The sequence below is a fragment of the Patiriisocius sp. Uisw_047 genome, assembly GCF_047730165.1.
GTDB lineage: Bacteria > Bacteroidota > Bacteroidia > Flavobacteriales > Flavobacteriaceae > Patiriisocius.
Map to the genome: position 1 here is coordinate 289,921 of NZ_CP159834.1, position 23,875 is coordinate 313,795.

Below are 23,875 nucleotides of genomic sequence, written 5' to 3' on the forward strand. Positions count from 1 at the left end.
TGCCGCAACAAATAAACGATGCTGAAAGAAAATTTTACCATAGCAGTAGATTTTGACGGTACCATTGTAGAAGACGCCTACCCTAAAATAGGGAAGCCCATGATTTTTGCTTTTGAAACGTTAAAGGCATTACAATCTGAAGGCCATCGTCTTATTTTATGGACCTATCGTGATGGTGCTAAATTAAATGAAGCGGTTGCTTTTTGTGAAAAAAACGACATTATATTTTATGCCGTAAACAAGAGTTACCCTGAAGAAGTTTATTCAGAAAAAATAAGCAGGAAGATTAATGCAGATTATTTTATAGACGATCGCAATATAGGTGGTCTTAGACAATGGGGAGAAATCCACCAACAATTAATTGGAGAGTCTGCCCCTTTGAGTAAAATAACAAAAAAGAAGAACTGGTTCGGTTTTTAAACTATGATTATACCTAAGACAAGAGAAGAGATTGAGTTAATGAGAGAAGCTGCGCAAGTAGTTTCGAGAACGCTAGGAATGCTAGCTCCCTTGGTGAAGCCGGGAGTAACAACCCAAGAACTCAATGACACTGCAGAAGCATTTATAAGAGCACAAGATGCATTACCCGGGTTTTTAGGTCTTTATGATTGTCCTTCTACGCTACTAACGAGTGTGAATGAAGCGGTAGTACATGGATTACCCACTAACATACCATTAAAAGAAGGTGATATTGTTTCTATAGATTGCGGCGCTATTAAGCATGGGTTTTACGGAGATCACGCTTATACTTTTGAAGTAGGCGAAGTAGCAGAAGAAACAAAAAAACTTTTAGCAGTCACTAAAGAGTCATTGTACTTAGGAATCCGTCAGTTTAAAAAAGGGAACCGAGTAGGTGACGTAGGTCACGCTATCCAGGATTTTTGTGAAAGTCAGAGTTACGGAGTCGTTCGTGAACTAGTAGGACACGGCCTAGGAAGAAAGATGCACGAAGATCCAGAAATGCCTAACTATGGCAAAAGAGGTCGCGGAAAAAAGTTCATTGAAGGGATGACTATAGCCATTGAGCCTATGATTAATTTAGGTACGCGTAAAATCACACAATTGGATGACGGCTGGACGATTATCACACAAGATAAAAAACCGAGTGCACATTTTGAGCATAATATTGCCCTAGTGGATGGCATGCCGCAACTACTTTCTACTTTTGACTTTGTTTACGAAGCGCTAGGTATTGTGAGTGATGAGGAGGACGAATTCAGACCTTAATATGACAAAAGTATTCAAATACTTACTCAATCTCTTTCCAAGAACTTTTATGATACGGGTAAGTTACTTGTTAAGACCGCTTGTGGCTTTCTTCTTAAAAGGGAACACATACACAGATCCAATAGACGGGAAATCATATCGTACTTTTTTACCTTATGGATATGAGCACGTACGGGAAAATGTGCTTGCACCGGGCACTTTATCTCTAGAACGTCACCGCTTATTTTGGTTGTACCTGAGTAATGAAACTGAGTTTTTCAGTAAACAAATAAGCGTACTTCATTTCGCCCCAGAGCAAGCTTTTTTGAAGCGATTCAAGAAACTAAAAAACATTTCATACACCACAACAGACCTCAACTCGCCCATTGCCGATGTGAAGGCAGATATTTGCGCATTGCCTTTTAAAGATCACAGCTTTGACTTTATCATTTGCAATCACGTGTTAGAACATATTCCTGATGACACAAAAGCGATGCAAGAACTTTATAGAGTGCTCGCACCAGGAGGAACCGCAATACTACAAGTCCCATACGACAAAAATCGAATCGAAACTTTTACAGACGACACTATCACAGACCAGAAAGAACGCGCAGCTATTTTTGGTCAGTATGATCACGTGCGGGTTTATGGTATGGACTATTTTAACAAGCTGAGATCAATTGGCTTTCAAGTGGAAGCCATAGATTACACTACTCAGCTTTCCAAAGAAGATGTTCAAAGATTTAGGCTTCCTAAAGGTGAATTATTACCTTTATGTAAAAAATAAAGTTTTGCTTACAAAATTTGATAATTTCTCGATTCCCGTGATAGTTACTAACAATAGCTAGAGAATACTCATCAAAGATTTAAACCTTTCAAAAATCAAAGATATAACGGCACAAAAAATCATCTGAGCCCTTTATATTCTATCAATTACTTCGGTGCTACTTGAGCATTTTATCTGTGAAGTTTTGCGACACATAGATCCCTGTGGTATTAGCATCTTCTATAAAAGTAAGATACGCCGCTACACCCTCTGTTTGAGAGATTACTTCTTTTGAACGAGTTAGCCCCATTGCCATAAAAGCTGTTGCATAGGCGTCTGCTAAGGCACAAGTAGGAGCAATAACCGTAGCACTTGTCACATCACTTGCTTCTGCCATTCCAGTTAATGGGTTTATGGTATGGACATATTTGTTGCCAGTAAGGCTATCTATTCTATATTTCCTATAATTACCAGAACCAGCCATACCTTGATTGTTAAGTTCTACCAAAGCTGCAAATGTTCTATTTTCTACTTTCGAATCTATCGTTTCTACCCCTGCGGTCCATAATTTATCTCTTGTAATGTTTTTGCCTTTGGCTAAAATTTCTCCTCCTAACTCAATGATATAATTATTGATATTTTTTGACTCTAGAAAATTTCCGAGGAGATCAATACCGTACCCTTTTGCAACGGCATTAAAATCGAGGTAAATGGAAGGATGTTCTTTTTTAACGGTCCCGTCTGCTAAAATTTTCACCTTGCGAAAGCCTACAAACTCACGTAAACTATCTAATTTTTCTGGAGTTAGTTCCAGCTTTTCCTCTCCTTCACCAAAACCATATGCATTGCGCAATGTTCCTACTGTAGGATCAAAATACCCATTTGAGCTTGTGAATACCATTTCAGAAATACGGAAGACTTCTTTAAAAATTGTATCCACTTTAACACTGCTGTCCCCTCTGTTTATTTTTGAAATATCACTTTCGTATAAATAGGTGCTGACAGACTTGTTGACCTGATAAATTACTTGATCGATTCCCTTTTCTAGCCCATCTTCCTTGTCAGTAAACACTTTTATATTATAAGTGGTTCCAAACGCTGGGCCTTGGAAGGTCATCATGGTAACTTCTGCTGGAGTGCTGCAACTTGCTAGTGCTAGCGCGATAAAAACTAGGAGTACATTTCTCATAAGATTTCTTGAAGTCCTTTATATACTTGTGTATAATCTTCATCTTTAAGAACAGGTTTTGCAAAGTCAGCGCCGTGCCCTAAGCCAACACCTGCATAATATGCTTTTGCCTCAAATGTAGTTGCGTGCTGTTTGATAGTTTGCATAAAAACGGGGTCATAACTACTTGCATCTTGTGGGTAAGCGATGGCTCGAACAATCACGAAATGGAGATCTTTATTCTTTAAACCCACAAACTGCGGGTCTTTTCCTATTTTACTATTGACACCTAAAAACTCGAAGCCCAGCGACTCCATATCTTTCCCAACGATGTTCATCGCAAGGTTATGTAACTCTTGGAGACTTAATTTTTGGCTCATTTAAACCTGATAAATTGTGACGTATTAAAATAATAAGTAGGAATCCGCATTGCCTCGCCCATCAGAATCTCATACCACGGACTTCGACTTGAGTCACTTGGATTTTTAAGGATATGGACGCTTTGTGCAAGTGCACTTCCTTGTGCAAAAATAAATAAATTTTTACCGTTTTCACCCCTAGCCTTGTCAACAATAATAATAATAATAATATGTCCTAGAAAACATGGAGTGATTAACATATCTCCAACTTCTAGATTCTCTACTTCGGAAATTTTAACGAGCTCGTCAAAAAGTAACTGCGTCCCCGCATAGGTAAAGATTAAATTTAGGTAGCGATAGTATTTCTTTTTTGAATCATCTGCACTTGCCGTATTATGAAATATGACTTTATTTCCGCTTATTTTGAGTATATCCTTCTGCATATTTGAACCAAGAACAATAGTGCCCTGAAGTAAAGTTGAAGCCTATTTTGTTTTTCTCGTTCGTGTCACAAAGATATGCTACTCTTAATGTCATCAAAGCGTCTGTGCATTGTTGCAAACCATTAGAAGGTACCGGCACTTCTAGAATCCCAACGTGACCCGCCTGATACATATATGGATTACCATCATAATTGATGATTTTTGCTCCATAATATTTTAATGAGTAGTCTTGTAAGTACTTCGGAAATCTTTCTGCATCATATGCTACTCGTGCATAACCATCTGGCACAAGAATTCTTGACCTTACTGTATTTTCTTTTTCTTTGACATAGCTTGGTGTTGTCACATAAGAAAGTACTGTGCTTTTTACTATGTCTCCTTTCTTGGTAAAAAAGAGAAAACCGAAACTAATAATAAACACGAATGCAAGGATGTATTTGTTCATCCTCATTAGAACTAAGATCTCGGTGTTTTATTTTTAGGTTTCTTTAAATTTTAATAACTGGGTCGCAATCAAAAGAATGCGACCCAGTTATTAAAATTTCAGAAATACTACTTTTTAAGTAGCCGCTTTACAATATCACCTTGTGTGGTAGAGATAGTAATAAAATATAATGCTGCTTTTAAACTAGAAAGGTCAAGCGTAATACTGTTTCTATTCTGTTCAGCAAACGATGTGATGATTCTTCCTTGAACGTCTGTAATAGTAATAGCACTAATCTGAGCTTGTAGAGAGTTGATCGTAATCAATCCACCTGTAGGGTTAGGAAAAACACTTATTGAATTAGTATCAAACGCTGACGTACCTAATACAGAACTCCTAAACTCTAAAGTAAAACGATTGTTTTGAGTTCCTGCAATACTTTGAAAACTGTAGGCGGTGTCATTTAAATTAGTAACCGTGTGCGCTATGTGATCAACTAAAAATACGTCTGCCTCTGTAATAAGTTCCCCTTCTAATTGGTGAATAGATATACTATAAGTAGCATCCTCATCAATTTGAGACGAGAATCCAACACCTACTTGTATCGTATCTACAAAAGCTTCTCGCCCTTGAATACCAAGCTCTTGAGAACCATCTAGAATATGAGTGTAAATAGATACAGGAACCCCAAGACGCCTGCTGTCATAGGCAGCTTCAAACCTTGAAGTGGCCCCGTCCAAAAATGCAATTGCAGTTGTAGACCCGAGTTCGTATTGCTCATTTTGTATTCTTAACCATATGCGGTTTATTTCAGTTTCTGACGTTCTTAGTGTATTATTATTTGAAGTAGTACGCATACTGTTGCTAAACGTTGCTGTTCCACTAGCATTCGCTTTTACACCAAATCCTTGTCCAGTAGAAATTGAGTTATTCATTATAGCGTTTGGTTTTGTTGAAGCTGGGTTAAAAGTAGTTCCATCAAACGTAGAAATATCTGCCATATTAAAATTGGCTGTATTTGCGCCTGGAAATAAAGGAGAGGGAGTAGACACGTGTTCCCAAAAGTAGATCTCATCAATAGCTGTGTTTGCAGCTATAAAGGCACTTGCATCAATAGCAGATGCATACGGGTTTGAAATTATACTAGGACTCGCATTCTTGTTCATTGCTGTAGTACCAGTTCCAGTTCCAGTTGTATTAAAATCTAAAGAATACATGATGTCACCATTGTTTAATGTCCCTTGTGAATATCTAAGATCATAGGTTTGATTTCCGCTAATAAGGTCTGGTTGAGGCCAAACATAATATCCTTCACCCGCATTATAATCACCAGCATATTGAGACCAATCATTATTATCTTCATCTACAAAATTTGTCCCTCCCGGAAATATAGCCTGCACCAGTGGATTTGGTCTAAAATTAGTAGTCGTAAGGTTTACTGTTCTAAAAATAGGATTTGTTTGTCCAACTGGTTTACCCGTGCTCATTGGGTTTCCTAAAATAATGAAATCACGTGGCTTTAAATTCGGTGTTGTTACATCCACATTGATTGTACCGTTGTTTATAACCATAGCATCTTTTCCTATTTGTACCACACTTCCTTGATGGCTTACTAATAATGTTCCGTTTACGGTAATATTATTCTGAGTCTTTACATAGGTATTTGTATCTACCGTTAAGGTTCTTGTTCCATTTACCGTAAGCTCGCAAACGTTTATGCTTCCATATGCAGCCGTATCATAAGTACCATCAATGATTGCTGTATCTGCTACACCAGGTGCCAATCCGCCAATCCAGCCAGAATCAATCCAAGTTATTGCAGCACCGAAACACACAGACGTAGGGTCTACAATATTTACGGTGTAATCTTGTGTTTCTCCGTAGACTATATCATCACAGGGACCCGTATTAGATGCATCTGCTGACGCATCAAATGCTCTTGCTCTTAACAACTTGGTTCCTAAAGTTGTTTCAGTAGGTATGGTGATACTAAAATTTTCTAAGGATCCGTCTGTTATTGTAAAAAGCGTATTTAACACTTCTTCGCCCGCATCAGTAAAAAGCCCATTATCATTAAGATCTATCCATACTTTAATGCGCTCGTTAGAATATCTTGTAGAAGCTTGTAACGTGTGGTTATTAAATCCTGTTCTTCTATCGAGATCTGTCGTTAATTCTGTTCTATTAGCATAGCCCACGGGCGAACTTGTTTCTGGGCCAGTATTACAACCAGCACCTCCATCATCCACATTTATGGTCCCTAAAACAAATTGCTTTATGCCATCTAAAGAACAGGGGGTCGCGCCTGAAGTGGTAACTGGAATACAATTAAGATGAAGTGTGGTTTTACAAAACTCATCATTGGTAGTATTTTCATCTGAAGGCAACAGTGTTTTCACGCAAATAGCATACGTATCAAATAATGACAAGTCTACCAAGGTAGGAACATTGATATTCACAGAAGCACCGCTTGCTAATGCTGTGTTGTACGTCTCCGTAGCAACTACCACATCATTTATTTTCACTTCATAAGAAATTCCCGTTTGACTCAGGGTTCCAAGATTTGAAAGGCTAATTTCTAATTGTTCTGTACTTGTGAGTCCAGTCTCTAGTGCTATAGGCGCACTAATTGCAGATACGGAAACATCATTATCTGAAGCCACTCCTGCTTCAAGAGATAGGCTAAGATCATACATTTGCACATTGTTTACTGAGCCACCTTGCTGCCTTATTCTTATGTAATAAGTTCCAGCAATTGGTAATCCAACATCCAATAAATTTTCACTTACTCCAAGACCGTTAGCATTACCCGTTGCAATAATAGACACTCCATTTGTATCTAATACTTCCACCATTAAGTCCGAAACTGTAAGCGCATCAAAAGAGCTCCCAGCACTGCAAAGTCCATTACTATTTTGAACTCCGCTTAAATACATTGAACCTGTTGGACTCAGTGTTGTAGAAATTAAGGTAGCTTCAATTGTAGTAAAAGAAAAATAGTCTACATCTCCATTATCATCAATACTGCGTTGTAATTTTGAATACGACGTAGGATTTGAATTTGCGCCTAAAAAGGAAGCGGTAGCAGCTGAATCATTTAAACCCTCTTGATCGCCATAACTCCTGTTTGTAGCCAAAATATCATCTTCCTGTGGCCCCATAAAAGCAGTAGTAACAAATGGTTCCATTAATTTAGTTTGCGTTATTGGGCAGACATGAGAGATACCTAATCCATGACCTATTTCGTGTGTTAGTACATTAGTAGTACCAAGTCCAGGAGAATTAGCAAAGAAATTATCAGAAGTATCTATAATCATATCTCCATTTGTTGGGAAATAATTACAGGCAAGGACATTACTATTCCCATCGAGTGAATGACCCGAAATACGCAAATCCCCGCGAGTCCCCAATACCCCACTACCACCTGTAACCACAGTTACGCCATCATCATTGGGTTCATAGACAAAAGTTAGTCCACTAGCATTTGACCAAGAATCAAACATGTTAATAAAGACATTGTGCCATGGAGCTGTTGTATAATCACCAGGTGTAGTAGGACCTCCGTAAATACCATTGAAAAATGCAATAAAATTACTAGGAGCGGATGATTCTCCAGCAACACCGCAACCACCATTTCCTATAGCTGCACCGTCTGGAACGTAGCTCCAAGTGAGCGTAGTTAAATCTCCCTGCCCTAAACCTCCTCCGTTTGAGGCCGTTGTAGACCAACGATTGCCTATGCTGAATCTGGAGTCTTGACTCGTTTCAGGAATTTTTAGACTGTTCGCGAGCGCAGCTCTATTTTGGTAAAATGCTTCTATTACGGCCTGATCTGTATCTGGAGCAAAACATGTTGCTGGAAAACCTACAAAGTCATCGGCATCGATTTCAATTAATACCACAGGCTGCTTAAGAGATTCATCTAAATTTGGGGCTATGAATGATAAAGCTGCTTTTTTTATCAACTCCTTACCTTCTTCTTGAGATACTTGCGCGTCGAATGTGTTCTTCTTTTGTTCTAGACTTGATGGTGTATTAAAATTTATTACGAGTAGCAGGAGAAGTAGGCTACATATTGATAATAGAGACAATTGAATTGATTTTTCCATAACGTTATATAGGTTAATGAGAACTAGAAATTCTATTGAGGAGGTACTCGATGATATACTTAAGGAATATCAAATATAACATTTTATAGTCAAAATATGTACTTTATCGTTTAAAATGTTAATTTTTACGAAATCGAATACTTATAAAGCAATGAGTTTTATTTTGAAATGCCACAAAAAAAAGGTTCGCAATCTTTTGATTGCGAACCTTTTATTAGTATTTAAGAAGTACTATTTCTTAAGTAACTGCTTTACAATATCACCTTTTGTCGTAGCGATAGTGACAAAATATAATGCTGCTTTTAAACTAGATACATCTAGAGTAACACTGTTTCTATTCTGTTCAGCAAACGATGTGATGATTCTTCCTTGAACATCGGTAATTGTAACCTTATGAATCTCATATTGTTGAGAATATATAGTAAATAATCCATCTGTAGGATTAGGGAAAACATTAATTGAATTAGCATCAAACGCTGATGTACCTAAAACAGAACTCCTAAACTCTAGCGTGAAACGGTTGTTTTGAGTTCCCGCGGCACTTTCAAAATTATAAGCCGTTTTGTTTAAATTAGTAACTGTATTTGCTAAATGATCAATTAATAAAACATCTGCACCTGTAATAAGCTTCCCCTCTAATTGGTGAATAGAAATACTATAAGACGTTGCCTCATCAATTTGAGATGAGAACCCAACACCTACTTGCATATTGTCCACAAAAGCCTCTCTACCCTGAATACCAAGTTCCTGAGTGCCATCAAGTATATGAGAATAAATAGAAACAGGAACCCCTAGACGTCTACTGTCATAAGCGGCCTCAAGTCCTGAAGTTGCTCCTTCAGTAAATGTAATCGCAGTTGTAGACCCGAGTTCGTATTGCTCATTTTGTATTCTTATCCATATGCTGTTTATTTCAGTTTCTGAAGTTCTTAGTGTATTATTATTTGAAGTAGTACGCATACTGTTGTTAAACGTTGCTGTCCCGCTTGCATTAGCCTTCACACCAAATCCTTGTCCAGTAGAGATTGAATTATTCAATGTAGCTCCTGGTTTTGTTGCAGCTGGATTAAAAGTAGTCCCATTATACGTAGAAATATCTGCCATGTTAAAATTGGCTGTATTTGCACCTGGAAACGCAGGGGAGGGAGTAGACACGTGTTCCCAAAAGTAAATCTCATCAATTGCTACGTTAGCAGCTATAAAAGCACTCGCATTAATAGCAGATGCATAAGGATTAGAAATAATACTTGGACTCGCATTTTTGTTCTTGGCTGCAGTGCCAGTTTCAGTTCCCGTTGTATTATAATCTAAAGTATACATCACAACACCACTGTTAAGCGTTCCTTGTGAGTATCTAAGGTCATAGGTTTGATTTCCACTAGCAAGGTCTGCTTGAGGCCAAACATAATATCCTTCACCTGCATTATAATCACCTGCATGATGAGACCAATCATTATTATCTTCATCTACAAAATTTGTCCCACCTGGAAACATAGCTTGTACATCTGGATTTGGTCTAAAATTAGTAGTCGTAAGGTTTAATACTCTAAAAACAGGATTTGTCTGCCCTACTGGCGTACCCATACTCATAGGAGTACCTAAAACCATAAAATCACGTGGTTTTAAAGTAGGTGTTGTTACATCAACATTTATTGTACCGTTGTTTATAACCCTTGCATCTTCTTCTACCTGAACAAAACTACCTTGATGCTCAATGTTTAAAGTCGCACCTGCATCTACAGTGGCTTCATTTTGTAATGAGATGAACGAACCTGCTCCTACATTAACTACACTAGTTCCAGAAATTGTAAGAGTACAAGCAGTTATTGAACCACCATTTATTGCAGTATCATAGTTCCCATTGATTACCACAACATCTGTATTTCCAGGCGCACCAGCCGGAGACCAATTAGCGCCATCCCATGTTTTTGTAACTCCAATGCAACGAGGTTGCGCAGCTATCTTCCATAAACTTCGACCAAAGGTTCCAACATATAGTTCTTGATCTATATAATTAATTTCTAAATCTGAAATTCGAACATTGGGCAAATCGACACCATATTTTTCCCAATTAGCCATTGTATTATTCTTCCAATACACACCTAGCTCCGTCCCCACAAATAAAGTTTCGTCGTTCGAATCTGCTTTATGTAAAATTTTATAAGTGATAATATTTGGCAAGTCTCCTGTAATATTTGTCCAACTATCACCAGCATTCGTAGATTTATAAACTTTGTTTCCGTCATTATATCCTGAAACTGTAGCATAAACTGTAGCTGAATCATCAACTCCAGAAAAGCTATTTAATAATGTACCTGCAGGAGAGTTTACCTCTATCCAACTTACTCCATCATCACCACTATGTACAGCTCCATTGTTACCTATTGCATATATCCTAATAGACGCAGCATTTGCAGAAATATCTAAAAAATGTGTTCCGCTTAAACCACTTGGAAGCGGAGAAAAACTAACTCCTTTATTTGCAGAACGTTTTATAACATTGTCTCCCGCATAAATTATATTCGCATTTGTTGGGTGTTGTTCAAAAGGAGAAACAAATGCGGCACCAGCAGCACCACTTAAGAGAACAAACGCAGAATTATATGCTACAGAAAAACCATTGTCTGACCGCAGTAAATAACCTCTTGTACCACCAAGATAGCGCACATTAGAATCTCCAATATCTATACCTGTACCTGTTCCATCTCCTGCAAGACAAGAAACCCATTGTCTAGTGCCATCTTTTAAAATTTTGGAAAATCCATCATTATCTTGATTACCCATCATAAAGTTATCCCCATTTATCTCTTGTGTAACAGAAATATGATATGGCTGTGTAATGTGAAGCTTATCTGAAAGGTCTGTCCACCCTGTTGTAGCATTAAATGCTCCCTTATGAACTCCACCGTCGTGACCGTTGATAACGGTAACTCCATCTGCTAAAAAAGAAAGGTGATGATGATCAGGGTGCACATAAAAACCAACACCAGGAGGGTTATTATAAGGATTGCTAAATACCGTAAAACTTGCCCCATTATCCGTTGAACGATACCCTCGAACACCGGCTACTAAAATATTATTAGGAACGGTTGGGGACACAGCTAAAACTTGATTATAACCTCCTTGAGAATTGTAGTCAGCTATTTGAGTACTACTTATTAAGTCTCCAACAGTATTATCTAAGGCATATCTATATTTTCTAAACACCCCATTTTCAGCAATCCCATAGAAAAAGTCTGGATCAGCTGCAGAGGAAGTAAGTTTCAATTTCCTTCGACTGTTTAAGCCTGGAAAGGCAGCGTGTAATTCAAAATTATCACCTCCATTTACAGAAACAAAAATTCCATCCCAGTAATCTGAAACAATAACTTTATCTGCATCATTCGGATCAAAAACAATTGTTTGAAAATATGCTGTAAATGGGGCGTATGGCGCATAATCTACTGCTACGTTTGCCCAATTTGCACCTGAATCTGTAGACTTTCTAATTTGGTTCGTGGTTAAAGCAAAAATAGTGCTAGAATCTCCAGGAGCAAATGCTAAATCATTTATATATTCATTGTCACTCAAGTTAAAAGCCAACCCTGTTGGCAACCAGGTTTCTCCAGCATCGATAGATTTAAAAACCCCTATTGAAGAAATATGACTTGCATCTTCATCACCAGTTGCCATGTAGAGAATATTGGTGTTATTAGGATCTACAAGAATGTCTGACACCCCTAATCCTGCTAAATAATCTGATTTTGGAGACCAATTTACCCCGCCATCGATGGTTTTCCAAACACCTCCAACAGCCGCACCTGCGTACATTATATTTTCATTTGTTGGATCTACTGATACCACATTTATCCTTCCTTTTCCTGGATACGCAGCGTAGCCGTTTTCTAGAGGATTTGTTAAAGGCCCAACTTGCTGCCACATTACACCAGTCATTTTAGAGTTTGAAGTGTTTTTTGAAGCAGCTACCACAAACAATTGATCCCTTTCTTTTTGGGCCATCGCAGATGGAAATGAACCATCCGGATTTACTTGATCCTTAAGTATGAATGCCCAGCGTTCAAATTGCTTCATGGCTTTATTGTTAGCCTTAATATTCATATCCATTGCGGCAAACTCAGCTCTTTTTTGAGCAACAACTTCAAAAAAGTTTGCCTCTCTAGAAGTAACTAACTCTCTGTAATCCAAGGTTTTTAATTGTTGCGCAGTGGATATCCCTGTCAATAATAACAACAGAAACCATAGGCATAATTTCATTTTCAATACTTGCTGGTTAATCATAATTTAATTGTTTAATTGAAATACAATATTATTTCATTAATAATTGATTCGACATGGTTGTCTTTTGTTCTATTGTGATTGTTTTTTGAAACTCATTTTTAAAAATAAAAATAAGTACATCCTCCGTCTTTGCAATTTCTTCTGTGTAATCTCGATATACATTGATAAAATATTCTCCCTTTTGTAACACTGTAGCTGAAGGTATTAGTAATCCATCTGGAAGTCTGGTGATTGAAAACGAAAGTGACTCTAAAGTATACTTTTCACGTATTTTTATTATTGAGACTGGATTACCCACCTTAATAGCAGTAGAATAAAGCACCGCAATTTCTCCCCCTTGTCTTCCTGGCTGTATTATTTTTTTATCTACAACATGTAAGCGTACAGATTGACAACTCATTAATGTAAAAAGCAATAATAAAATTGGAATTTTTAAATCCATAGCCCTCATTTTTTTAGGAAAATATATATTATATTGCTATTTATTTATGCAAATTTAACATAAATAAACAAATATTCTCATTTATTCATATCATGTCCAAAAAAGGTGTTTCCAATAAAAAACAAAAAAGACGCTTTTTATAATTAAAAAGCGTCTTTTGAAAATAACATTATAAAAGTGGTTCTAGAATTAATAAAGGGTCAGTTACCCTCCAAAATCATCAAAGCGTATATGCTCATCTGGTATCCCGTAGTCCTCTCCCATTTTTTGAACAGCTTGGTTCATTAATGGTGGTCCACAGAAATATAATTCGATATCTTCTGGTTCCTCGTGAAGGTCTAAATAGTTGTCAATTACTACTTGGTGGATGAATCCTACAAATCCATCTCCTTCACCATCTATTCCATCCTTTACTTTCCAGTTATCCTCTTCAGCAGGCTCAGAAAGTGCTAAATAGAATTTAAAATTAGGAAATTCATCTTGTAATTGCTGAAAGTGATCTAAGTAGAAAAGCTCTCTTTTAGAACGCCCACCGTACCAATATGTCACTTTCCGCCCTGTACGTAAGGTTTTGAATAAGTGATACAAATGAGAACGCATAGGTGCCATTCCTGCTCCACCACCTACGTATAGCATTTCAGACTCAGATGAATTGATAAAGAACTCACCATAAGGTCCTGAAATCACACACTTATCACCTTTCTTCAAATTAAATATATAAGAAGATGCAACTCCTGGATTTACATCCATCCATTGGTTCTTAGCGCGATCCCAAGGTGGCGATGCAATACGAACGTTTAACATTATCTCACGTCCTTCTGCTGGGTATGAAGCCATTGAGTAGGCTCTTTCTACCACTTCTTTATTCTTCATTACTAAGGGCCAAAGTCCAAACTTATCCCATTCTGCCTGGAACATATCTGGTGTATCGTGCTCTTCAGGGTGTGCTGTGATATCCATTTCTGAAAACTTCACTTCACATTCTGGAATTTCTATTTGAATATAACCACCAGCCTTGTAGTTCATATCCTGAGGGATCTCTACTACGAACTCTTTAATGAAAGATGCTACATTATAATTTCTTACAACAACAGCGTCCCATTTCTTAATTCCAAAAACTTCTTCTGGAATCGTGATATTCATATTCTGTTTTACCTTTACTTGACACGATAATCGTGCTCCATCTTTTAACTCCTTACGGCTAAAGTGAGGGGTCTCTGTAGGCAAGGCTTCTCCTCCACCTTCGAGTACGTGACACTCGCATTGAATACACGTTCCTCCACCCCCACAAGCAGATGGTAAGAAAATTTTGTTCGCTCCTAAGGTTGTAAGCAATGTGTCACCACTTGCAACCTCTAGTTCTTTCTCCCCGTTGATGGTAATAGTTACCGGTCCCGATGGAGATAATTTTTGCTTTGTGAACAATAGCAAAGCAACTAACAATAATGTCAACACTAAAAATGCGACAACAGTTGCTAAAACGACTCCTGTAATACTTGCTGCTATAAACATACTTATTCTGTTATTTCTGTTACTTCTGAAATATTAACGATTTCAGATAAATCATTTGTTGTTTTCTGAATGACTGCTCCTACAGCTTCTGGCTGTACCTCTGCAGCAGGTGTTTCATCATCACCTCCTGTTAGCATACCACCGAAACTCATAAAGCCAATTGCCATTAAGCCTGTAATAATAAATGTAATACCTAGTCCTCTTAAAGGTGCAGGCACATTACTGTAACGTATCTTCTCTCGAATCGCTGCAATCGCTACAATCGCTAAAAACCAACCTATTCCAGAACTAAAACCATAATTCAATGCTAATCCAGCTGTCTCGATTTCTCTTGACTGCATAAATAGTGATCCACCAAGAATGGCACAGTTTACTGCAATAAGCGGTAAGAATATTCCAAGTGAGTTATATAATGACGGAGAGAATTTCTCTACAATTATTTCTACTAATTGTACCATCGTTGCAATGGTTGCAATAAAGAGGATGAAAGATAGAAAACTCAAATCATAGTCTGCATATGCACTTAACTCGGGTGTTGCACGATTACCGTCTAACCAAGCTAATGCTCCAGGCTGTAAAATAAATTGGTCTAAAAACCAGTTAAGAGGTACTGTTACTGTTAATACAAATATTACCGCAGCTCCAAGACCTACAGCTGTTGTTACCTTTTTTGATACCGCTAAGTACGAACACATTCCTAAGAAATATGCAAATACCATGTTATCAACAAAGATTGATTTGAAAAAAAGTTCGATATGTTCTAACATCTCTTGATTTATTAAAATTTCCGAAGAAATCTATTTTAATATTGTTGTTTATTTTATCAAAACTAACTGCCTATCAGACTGCGTACTGCAACTGCGACTGCTACCTTTTTAATTCTCTTCAATAAGCGCTGGATTCCTACTACGCTGCACCCAGATAATGATTCCCACTACGATTAACGCCATAGGAGGCAACACCATAAAACCGTTATTTTCATAACCAAACTCATAAAGACCTGTTTTTGTGATAGGATCTCCTAACACTTTGAAACCAAATAAAGTTCCACTCCCTAATAACTCTCTAAAGAATCCTACTATGATAAGGATTACTCCGTATCCTAATGCGTTACCCACGCCATCTAAGAAAGATCTCCAAGGTTTATTACCCAAAGCAAAAGCCTCAAAACGACCCATTATAATACAATTTGTAATAATCAGCCCGATAAAAACCGAAAGCTCTTTACTCAGCGTGTAAGCAAATGCCTTAAGCACTTGATCAACAATTATTACTAAAGTTGCTACCACGATAAGCTGCACGATGATCCTAATTTTTGAAGGAATCACGTTTCTCAATAAGGAGATAACTACATTTCCTATTCCTAATACAAAGATTACAGAAACAGCCATAACAATAGATGGCTTTAACTGTGCCGTAATTGCTAATGCAGAACAGATACCAAGTACTTGTATCGTAATTGGGTTGTCATCCGTAAGAGGATCCAGTATTAGTTTTGTGTCTTTTTTTGAAAGTAAACCCATTTCTTATTTGTTTAAAGATTGAAAGTAAGGAACATACATTTTGATGTCCTTCTTGAGCATTGCTGCTACACCATCTCCTGTAATAGTTGCACCAGCAAGGGCATCTACTTCGTAATCAGTTTTGTCGTTATTTAAAGGATCGTTATTACCTTTAGCTACTTTGATTCCTTCAAAGGAATTTCCGTTAAGGAAGCTTTCACCTGTAAAGTCATCCATAAAATAACGTTGCTTAATTTCTGCACCTAAGCCTGGTGTCTCTCCTTTGTGGTCAAAATACACTCCTTGAATTGTCATAGACTTATCCATAGCAACAAAGCCCCAGATTGCATCCCACAGTCCTTTACCTCTTACAGGCACAACATAAATCTCTTTACCATCTTTCTCTCCTATCATTAAAGGTAATTTACGCAAATAGCCTTCCTTCTTAGCTTTTGTGCCCTCTTTCTTGATATCGATAAGATATGCTTGATCGTTCTCAGTTACCTTTTCACCTTCTATAACTATTTGTTTAGTGACATAAGTATTAAACTTCTCTCCTACTTTATCTGTAGGAATAAAAGTAACATCGCCGGCTCCCTCATTATCGTTTACGTTCATTGCATACAGAATGTTCTGCTGCTTCTCAGCTTCCATGTTCACTGTAATCAAAGGCTTGAGGGAAGTTGCGAAAAATGATAAAAGCCCACCAACAACCACTACCATAATAATGGAAAACAAAATTGTATATCTGTTTGAATCTTTATTAACTGCCATAGTTAAGCTATTTTAAGTTTTAGACGTTTTGCTCTTTTCTTTACATTTCCTTGCACTACATAGTGATCTATAGTAGGAGCAAACACGTTCATTAGCAGTATGGCTAAGAAAACTCCTTCTGGATACGCAGGGTTAAATACTCGAATCATTATCGAGATAAAACCTATTAAGAATCCATAAATCCATTTACCTTTTGTGGTCTGTGAGGCTGATACTGGATCTGTTGCCATAAACACAGCACCAAATAAAATACTACCTATAAATAAGTGTTGCCAGAAAACAACATCCATCAGCCCAAAGAATTTAGAGCTTTCATCAATCCATCCCATTTCAACAACTCCGTTAAATATAAGACCCATTGATAAGGCACCTAAGAGTGTGCTCAAGATAATTCTCCAGCTACCTATTTTAGTTAAGATTAAAATAAGCGCCCCTACTATAATGAGAAGTTTTGATGTTTCTCCTACAGACCCCGGAATGAACCCTAAAAACTGGTCCATTAAACTCCAGTCTCCAAAACCATTATTCTGCGCTAAGCTTCCTAAAATCGTTTCTCCAGAAATAGCATCAGGTTGTCCTACCGTATCTACAGCACCTGTTACCCATACTTTGTCTCCAGACATCCACGTAGGATATGCAAAGAATAAGAATGCACGAATCGTTAATGCTGGGTTCAAGATATTCATCCCAGTTCCGCCAAAAACTTCTTTACCGATTACTACACCAAAAACAACGGCAACTGCTAACATCCACAAAGGGATATCGACAGGTACGATTAATGGCACTAGCATTCCAGTAACTAAATATCCTTCTTCTACTTCGTGTCCTTTAATTACCGCAAAGATAAACTCTACTAAAAGCCCTACTCCATAAGAAACAATAACTAGTGGTAAAACTTTCCAAGCTCCAATACTAAAGTTATCTAGATTCCAGAATTCGGGACTTAAAAAACCAGCGGCAACATCTACAGCGCCCGTCTGAACATTGTATTGATACCCTGCGTTAAAAATCCCAAAAAGAAGACAAGGTACAAGTGCCATAATGACAATGTTCATCGTTCTCTTAAGATCATCTGCTACCTTAATGTGTGTCCCACCGTGAGTGGTTTCATTAGGCAGGTATAAAAAAGTATGAATTGCATTAAATGCAGGAGCCATCTTGGTTCCTTCATACTTCATTTTCATTTTATGTAAACTCTGTTTCAATCCCATCGTTTATCCTATTTCTTTATACATTAAATCAAGACCTTTTCGTATAATCTGCTGATGCGGCTGCTTAGACACACATACAAACTCTGTCAAAGCAAAATCTTCTGGTGCTACTTCGTACATACCTAACGCTTCCATCTCATCAAGATCTTGCACCATACACGCTTTTAATATTTGCATTGGAAAGATATCCAAAGGAAAAACCTCTTCATAACTTCCAGTAACAACAAAAGCACGATGCTCACCATTCGTATTTGTATTTAAATCAAACTTCTTCTTAGGTGTTAACCATGAAAATGTTAATGCTCGAGTAGTAGATATCTTATTAAAGATAGGCTTGTTCCATCCAAAAAATTCATAATCATCTCCTTCTGGAATCACGGTTACAGCAGTATCATAAAACCCTAAATGTTGTTTAGGCGAAATCGCTGTTCCCGAAAGCACCCCACCACTTATGATGCGCACATTTTCTTCGGTTAATCCAGAATCGTATACAAAGGTTGCTACTTCGCTCCCTATTCTTGTTCTGTAATATTTCGCAGTCTTCACAGAAGATCCAGCCAAGGCAATAATGCGTTCTGCATTGTATTTTCCTGTTAAGAATAACTCGCCGATAATCACTAAATCTTGTGCTGCAATCGTCCACACAACCTCACCCTTATTAACTGGGTCAAGTTTATTGATTTGCGTCCCCACATTTCCTGCAGGATGCAAATTATTTGTCTTATGCAGTACCACATCATTCATTCCCGCTAGTGGAGAATTCCCATCTTTATCAATGGTTATATGAACAGATCCTTCTGTTAATTTTGCCAGTGCAGATAAAGCAACTTGCAATTCTTTTTCTTTGCCATGTAATGCAAAGTCAAGATCTACAGCAAGAGGCCCTGTATTTAATCCAGAAACAAATATTGCTTTTGGCATTTGCTCAGGATTTGCGATAACAGCGTAAGGGCGTTGCATTATAAATGGCCAGCATCCAGAAACCAATAAATGGTTTTTAATTGCGGCAGCATCCATAGCGTCCGGCATCTTCACGCCAAAATCTTTAAAAGTATCCTGCTGGTCACCTTCTAATGTGATTTTAGTAATCACACGTTTTGGTCCGCGCTCAATCTCTGTTAACGTACCACTTACCGGTGACGAAAACTTGATAGCTTCATTATCCTTACTATAAAACAGCGTATCGCCGGCTTGTATTTTTGCACCTTCTTTTACCACTAACTTAGGGGTAACTAAATGAAGATCGCTAGGTCTAATCGCGAAGGTTCGAGAACGCGGTGCATTTGAAAGTGTTTTATCCGCTTCGCCTTTTAAGCGAATGGTTAGACCCTTTTTAATCTTAATGTCTTTGGACATAGGATAGTCGTGTTAAAATTGTCTTTTAATCCCTACAATTCTGTGCAAAAAAGCACAGGCCTGTTTTGGGTCTGCAAATTTAAGAATTAAAGTACCATCTTACTATTAAATAAGAATATTTTCTTCGGAAATAGACACGCTTTAACATAGAGGAATTTTTAGGCATAAATTTTGTTTTATATTTGACAGCACAAACGTGTTTTCTCTTATGACTCGATCAATTTTAATCACCCTTATTTCTATTATTGGAACTCTTAGTATTTTCGCACAAGCTGAAGAAAAAAGAGCCCCCCAATACATACAAACCATTCAGTTTAAAGGCGCGCAGGCCTTAAACAAACTTCCTATTATTAAACTAGGAGATCGTCTACAACTCAACTTTGATGCACTCAACGGTGAAGAAGAAGATTATTATTACAGAATCACTCATCATAACTTTGATTGGACAGAAAGCGATCTTTCTAAGAGTGAATTTTTAGACGGCTTTGATGACGTGCGAATTGAGACCTACGAAAACTCATTAAATACACTTCAAATCTTTTCTCATTATTATTTTTCAATCCCAAATAGGGAGACTAAAAAATTGAAGAAAAGTGGAAACTACCTCATCTCTATATATAATGACTACAACGAGCTTATTTTCTCAAGAAAATTTATGATCATGGAGCCCATCGCAGGAGTTGGCGTTGAGATTAAACGCTCTAGAGATTTAAAATATGTTGAAGAACGACAAGTGGTAAACTTTACCATAGACAGTCCTTCATTACTACTAATTAACCCTAAGCAGCGTGTGAACACACTGGTCATTAAAAACAATAACCTGAACGCCGCAATACGAGATTTAAAACCACAATACACGATAGGGAGCGAACTTATTTACAGGTATGATCAAGAAGCATCTTTTGGTGGTGGCAATGAGTTTTTAGCTTTTGACAATAAAGAGGTGCGCTCTGCAGTAAATGGCGTTCGTAGGGTAGAACTCACAGATATTTACGAAAACTTTCTGTACACAGACATCGATCGCTACGATCGCCCTTACACCTATAATCCAGATGTAAACGGAACTTTTTTAGTACGCAACATTGATGCAGACAACTCTTCAATAGAAGCAGAATATGTGCGCATGCATTTTACCTTACATCATTTTGAAGACATAGGCGATAAAGAAATACATATTTTCGGTGGTTTTAATAACTGGACCATTGATGGCTCTACGTATATGAAGTATAACAAAAGCCGTGATGTGTATGAAAACACTAGATTATTTAAACAAGGGTTTTATAATTATCAATACGTGCTGGTAGACAGAAACGGAAATATAGATCAAGGCGCCTTCTCCGGTGACTTCTGGCAAACAGAAAATGAATATACAGTAATAGTATACTATAGAGATCAAGGAGGTAGGTTTGATAGAATCATTGGTGTAGGGTATGCTAATTCAGACAGGATTACAAACAACTAAGCCGACTTGAAAGACATTCTAAGCAGACCTGATGTGGAATTTATAGTAGACAGCTTCTACGACCAAGCCACGTTACATCCAGAAATATCATGATATTTCACAGACATTGTCGCCCAGCACTTTGAGATACACAAAGCACGTATTTGCGACTTTTGGGACGATTTAATTTTTCGCGGAAATAAATACAAAGAGAACCCCGAGCTAGTGCATATAAAAATGCAAGCAGAATAAAACCTCACAACTATTGCGTTTCAAACTTGGCTAGCATTGTGGGAACATACTGTTCTTAAAAACTTTAAAGGGACGAATGCAGCTATTGATGTCTCTAAAGCAAATAGGAATGTTGATGCAACTTAAGATAGAAAAAAGTAGCTCATAACTTCTCGTCGCAGGTTTACATCATCTTTCTTTTATAAACCCAAAAGCCATCTCTCATTAAAAAAGTTACTATCTTAGTACTGTGAACGAAGAGAAAACTACAGACATCGACAAAACCGACAAAGTTTCAATAAACAGCCGAAAGCATTTTAAATACAGGAGCAATGAATGCCTTAACTGCAGCCAACCTCTAGATTTAAGTGACCGCTTCTGCCCTTACTGCTCGCAGCTCAACAGCACAAAACCACTTACGCTCGCAGATTTTATAAAAGAATTTTTTAGCAGTCTCGTAAGCTACGACTCTCGATTGCGATTTACCGTGACAGACTTGCTTTTTCGTCCCGGTAAGATTTCTAAAAATTACATAAGCGGAAAACGATTACGGTACACGAACCCGTTTAGATTCTTTCTTAGCGTATCTATCATCTACTTTTTAATGTATAGTGTAGTTAATTTTTTTAACCCTAGTTACGACGTGCCGTTGTTTGACATTAATAAGGAAATAAAGAATGATGACACTACCAAACAAAAGAACAGCAATGAAACCGCGGGACTTAATATATCTAACACCATAAAGCAAGACACCATACACAAAAAAAATCTGGCTACCACAGCGCTTTTAGACAACACTGCTAAGAACGACTCCAATACTAAACAAGAAAGTGAGCCCATTCCTTATCTAATCGTAACGGGCGACACCATTAAATTTGACACCAAAAACAAGAGTTATCCAGAACGAGTTGCAACACTAGACTCGCTGGGCACTATTCAAAAGACAATTTCTAAATTTGACATCTTCCTTGATTTTTATAAGGACACAGAAATAAAAGATTCTAAAAAAGCACTAGACAGTTTAAATCTGGAACAAACACGTTTTAATCAATGGCTTTACAAAAAGAATAAAACGCTTAATAACGTCCGACAATCGCCAGGAGATTTTATTAATTATATGTTATCTAAAGTGCCTTTCTTCGTTTTCTTTTTTGCGCCTATATACGCCTTATTCCTCTGGCTACTATACGTAAGGCGCAGATTCACATATATGGAGCACTTAGTTTTTATATTTCATATTTTTAGTTTTGTCTTTTTAGCATTAATAATAGGGACCATACCAGATTTAATTTTTGGAACAGATTTGTTCGTAAACCTTATTCTCGGATTGGTAGGCCCTGTTTATTTTTATTTAGCTTTGCGTAAATTTTATGGGCAGTCGCATATTAAAACAATTATAAAATTTTTAATTTTAAATTTCGTTTTCTTAATAAGTTCCATTACAGCGGCCCTCGTCTTTTTTGCGGGTACCGCTGCACTATATTAAAATATGATGTACGAAGTAACACAAGGCATAAAAGTATCTGTTAAAACTCGTTTTGAAGGCAAGGTTGTCGATCAAGGCTTGCCCTGTAATGCGTTCTCTTATCTGGTTAAAATAGAAAACAATAGTGAATATGTCGTGCAATTAAAAAAACGCTATTGGGCCATTAAAGATTCGCTTAACGAGACTGAGTTTGTTTATGGTGACGGTGTTGTAGGTAAAAGGCCTGTTCTTAAACCAGGAGAATCTCACGTCTATAGTAGCGGTTGTTTGCTAAAAGGAGATTTTGGCGAGATGGGTGGCTATTATGAAATGGTTAATTTTAGCACAACGGAAATATTTAAGGTGACCATCCCTAACTTTAAGCTAGTCGCACCACAAGGTGTTAACTAGCAAGTGTTCCTTCTGAAATTTTCTGTGCTTGCAAATCTTCATATCTCATTTGTGCTTTTTTAGAAGACCCGATAATTTGAGTAATTGCTTTTGTCTTTACAAAACCCCGATCCATTATTAAATCAATTTTAGCATTACCCTCTCCTGCTGTTTTGTGAAAATCTAGCAGTGTTCTTTCAGAAATATTCTCACTTTTTAAGTAGCGCGAAAACCAAACCTCTCTTTTTTGCTTCATCTCTTGGGTGTATAATAAGGACGAAGACCAAATAGTAGGCCCGAGTGGCTTTTCTGTAAAATGAGCTTTTGTACCATCCCAAACTAATTCGAATAATTGTAAGGCGTCTCCATACTCAACAGCTATCAGGGTGAAAGGCTCAATCCCGTTAAAATTAAAAGCAGCTACTGCAACAGTAAGACTATCTGCCACCAATAGATCCTTTACTACAATACCTCTACTCATTCTATAGGCATCTATTCTTTTATGCGCTTCAAAACCTCCGTTTAACAAACTGATTAATCTTTTTTTACTTGAAACTCCTATCCAAGTTCCTCCGGCAACGGCATCTTTTGGGAAGAGACATTGAACACCATCTATTTTATAAATAGCGGGCGCAATGGTATCTCTTCCTGGCGCTTCGTCACGATTAGAAGTGAGAATAAATGAGGTATTAGATTTCGGGATAAAGGTAACTGTGCACACAGGGTTGAAAATTTACGATATTAAATAGTTAAAAATAATAAAAATTGTAATAGTAAATTCTTGAAACCGAATGCTGA

At 37.4% G+C, this 23,875-nt stretch carries 18 protein-coding genes and 1 pseudogene; 6 read left to right on the forward strand and 13 right to left on the reverse strand.

Annotated elements, in window-relative coordinates:
• The first annotated feature begins 18 nt into the window (after positions 1-18).
• From ABXT71_RS01420 to ABXT71_RS01430, 3 genes are read left to right on the forward strand one after another with little or no spacing between them, the layout of a single operon-like run.
• Positions 19-420 (forward strand): BT0820 family HAD-type phosphatase, encoded by a 402-nt coding sequence (locus ABXT71_RS01420; RefSeq protein WP_415372021.1) that lies wholly within the window; start codon positions 19-21, stop codon positions 418-420.
• Positions 421-423: 3 nt separating this feature from the next.
• Positions 424-1,227 (forward strand): type I methionyl aminopeptidase, encoded by an 804-nt coding sequence (gene map, locus ABXT71_RS01425; protein ID WP_415372022.1) that lies wholly within the window; start codon positions 424-426, stop codon positions 1,225-1,227.
• A 1-nt stretch (position 1,228) separates the two neighbouring features.
• The gene (locus ABXT71_RS01430) at positions 1,229-1,993 is read left to right on the forward strand and encodes a class I SAM-dependent methyltransferase (RefSeq protein ID WP_415372023.1); all 765 of its coding nucleotides are present in this window, start codon (positions 1,229-1,231) and stop codon (positions 1,991-1,993) included.
• Between the two features lie 157 nt (positions 1,994-2,150).
• Here ABXT71_RS01430 and ABXT71_RS01435 read toward each other — a convergent pair whose 3' ends face one another.
• From ABXT71_RS01435 to ABXT71_RS01490, 12 genes and pseudogenes are all read right to left on the reverse strand, one after another.
• Positions 2,151-3,161 carry an FAD:protein FMN transferase gene (locus ABXT71_RS01435; protein ID WP_415372024.1) on the reverse strand — a complete coding sequence of 337 codons (1,011 nt, stop codon included), beginning with the start codon at positions 3,159-3,161 and terminating at the stop codon, positions 2,151-2,153.
• Positions 3,158-3,520 carry a Na(+)-translocating NADH-quinone reductase subunit F gene (locus tag ABXT71_RS01440; protein ID WP_415372025.1) on the reverse strand — a complete coding sequence of 121 codons (363 nt, stop codon included), beginning with the start codon at positions 3,518-3,520 and terminating at the stop codon, positions 3,158-3,160. Before ABXT71_RS01440 ends, ABXT71_RS01435 begins: the two co-directional genes overlap by 4 nt.
• Positions 3,517-4,393 (reverse strand): annotated as a pseudogene (locus tag ABXT71_RS01445) (DUF4846 domain-containing protein). Before ABXT71_RS01445 ends, ABXT71_RS01440 begins: the two are co-directional and overlap by 4 nt.
• Positions 4,394-4,494: 101 nt before the next feature.
• Complete coding sequence (locus ABXT71_RS01450; protein ID WP_415372026.1) at positions 4,495-8,475, reverse strand: GEVED domain-containing protein; 3,981 nt, start codon at positions 8,473-8,475, stop codon at positions 4,495-4,497.
• Between the two features lie 231 nt (positions 8,476-8,706).
• Positions 8,707-12,753 (reverse strand): T9SS type A sorting domain-containing protein, encoded by a 4,047-nt coding sequence (locus ABXT71_RS01455; RefSeq protein ID WP_415372027.1) that lies wholly within the window; start codon positions 12,751-12,753, stop codon positions 8,707-8,709.
• A 28-nt stretch (positions 12,754-12,781) separates the two neighbouring features.
• Positions 12,782-13,195 (reverse strand): hypothetical protein, encoded by a 414-nt coding sequence (locus ABXT71_RS01460; protein WP_415372028.1) that lies wholly within the window; start codon positions 13,193-13,195, stop codon positions 12,782-12,784.
• A 204-nt stretch (positions 13,196-13,399) separates the two neighbouring features.
• A complete protein-coding gene (nqrF, locus tag ABXT71_RS01465) occupies positions 13,400-14,707 on the reverse strand; it encodes an NADH:ubiquinone reductase (Na(+)-transporting) subunit F (protein ID WP_415372029.1) in 1,308 nt (435 codons plus the stop codon).
• A 2-nt stretch (positions 14,708-14,709) separates the two neighbouring features.
• Positions 14,710-15,474, reverse strand: coding sequence for an NADH:ubiquinone reductase (Na(+)-transporting) subunit E (gene nqrE, locus ABXT71_RS01470; protein WP_415372030.1), 765 nt, complete (start codon positions 15,472-15,474; stop codon positions 14,710-14,712).
• Positions 15,475-15,582: 108 nt separating this feature from the next.
• Positions 15,583-16,230 carry an NADH:ubiquinone reductase (Na(+)-transporting) subunit D gene (locus tag ABXT71_RS01475; protein ID WP_415372031.1) on the reverse strand — a complete coding sequence of 216 codons (648 nt, stop codon included), beginning with the start codon at positions 16,228-16,230 and terminating at the stop codon, positions 15,583-15,585.
• 3 nt (positions 16,231-16,233) lie between these two features.
• Positions 16,234-16,983 (reverse strand): Na(+)-translocating NADH-quinone reductase subunit C, encoded by a 750-nt coding sequence (locus ABXT71_RS01480; protein ID WP_415372032.1) that lies wholly within the window; start codon positions 16,981-16,983, stop codon positions 16,234-16,236.
• A 2-nt stretch (positions 16,984-16,985) separates the two neighbouring features.
• Positions 16,986-18,194, reverse strand: a complete 1,209-nt coding sequence (locus tag ABXT71_RS01485; RefSeq protein WP_415372033.1) for an NADH:ubiquinone reductase (Na(+)-transporting) subunit B — start codon at positions 18,192-18,194, stop codon at positions 16,986-16,988.
• Positions 18,195-18,197: 3 nt separating this feature from the next.
• Positions 18,198-19,550: a Na(+)-translocating NADH-quinone reductase subunit A gene (locus ABXT71_RS01490; RefSeq protein WP_415372034.1), complete on the reverse strand. Its 1,353-nt coding sequence runs from the start codon at positions 19,548-19,550 to the stop codon at positions 18,198-18,200.
• A 208-nt stretch (positions 19,551-19,758) separates the two neighbouring features.
• Here ABXT71_RS01490 and ABXT71_RS01495 point away from each other — a divergent pair, with 208 nt between their 5' ends.
• The 3 genes from ABXT71_RS01495 to apaG all read left to right on the forward strand — a co-directional run bounded on the left by ABXT71_RS01495 (position 19,759) and on the right by apaG (position 23,098).
• On the forward strand, positions 19,759-21,012 hold the full coding sequence (locus ABXT71_RS01495) for a DUF5103 domain-containing protein (RefSeq protein WP_415372035.1): 1,254 nt from the start codon (positions 19,759-19,761) through the stop codon (positions 21,010-21,012).
• 460 nt (positions 21,013-21,472) lie between these two features.
• A complete protein-coding gene (locus ABXT71_RS01500; RefSeq protein WP_415372036.1) occupies positions 21,473-22,708 on the forward strand; it encodes a DUF3667 domain-containing protein in 1,236 nt (411 codons plus the stop codon).
• 3 nt (positions 22,709-22,711) lie between these two features.
• The gene (gene apaG / locus ABXT71_RS01505) at positions 22,712-23,098 is read left to right on the forward strand and encodes a Co2+/Mg2+ efflux protein ApaG (protein ID WP_415372037.1); all 387 of its coding nucleotides are present in this window, start codon (positions 22,712-22,714) and stop codon (positions 23,096-23,098) included.
• Here apaG and ABXT71_RS01510 read toward each other — a convergent pair.
• Positions 23,091-23,798, reverse strand: coding sequence for an NRDE family protein (locus ABXT71_RS01510; RefSeq protein ID WP_415372038.1), 708 nt, complete (start codon positions 23,796-23,798; stop codon positions 23,091-23,093). The two genes, apaG and ABXT71_RS01510, sit on opposite strands and share 8 nt — an antisense overlap.
• Between the last annotated feature and the right edge of the window lie 77 nt (positions 23,799-23,875).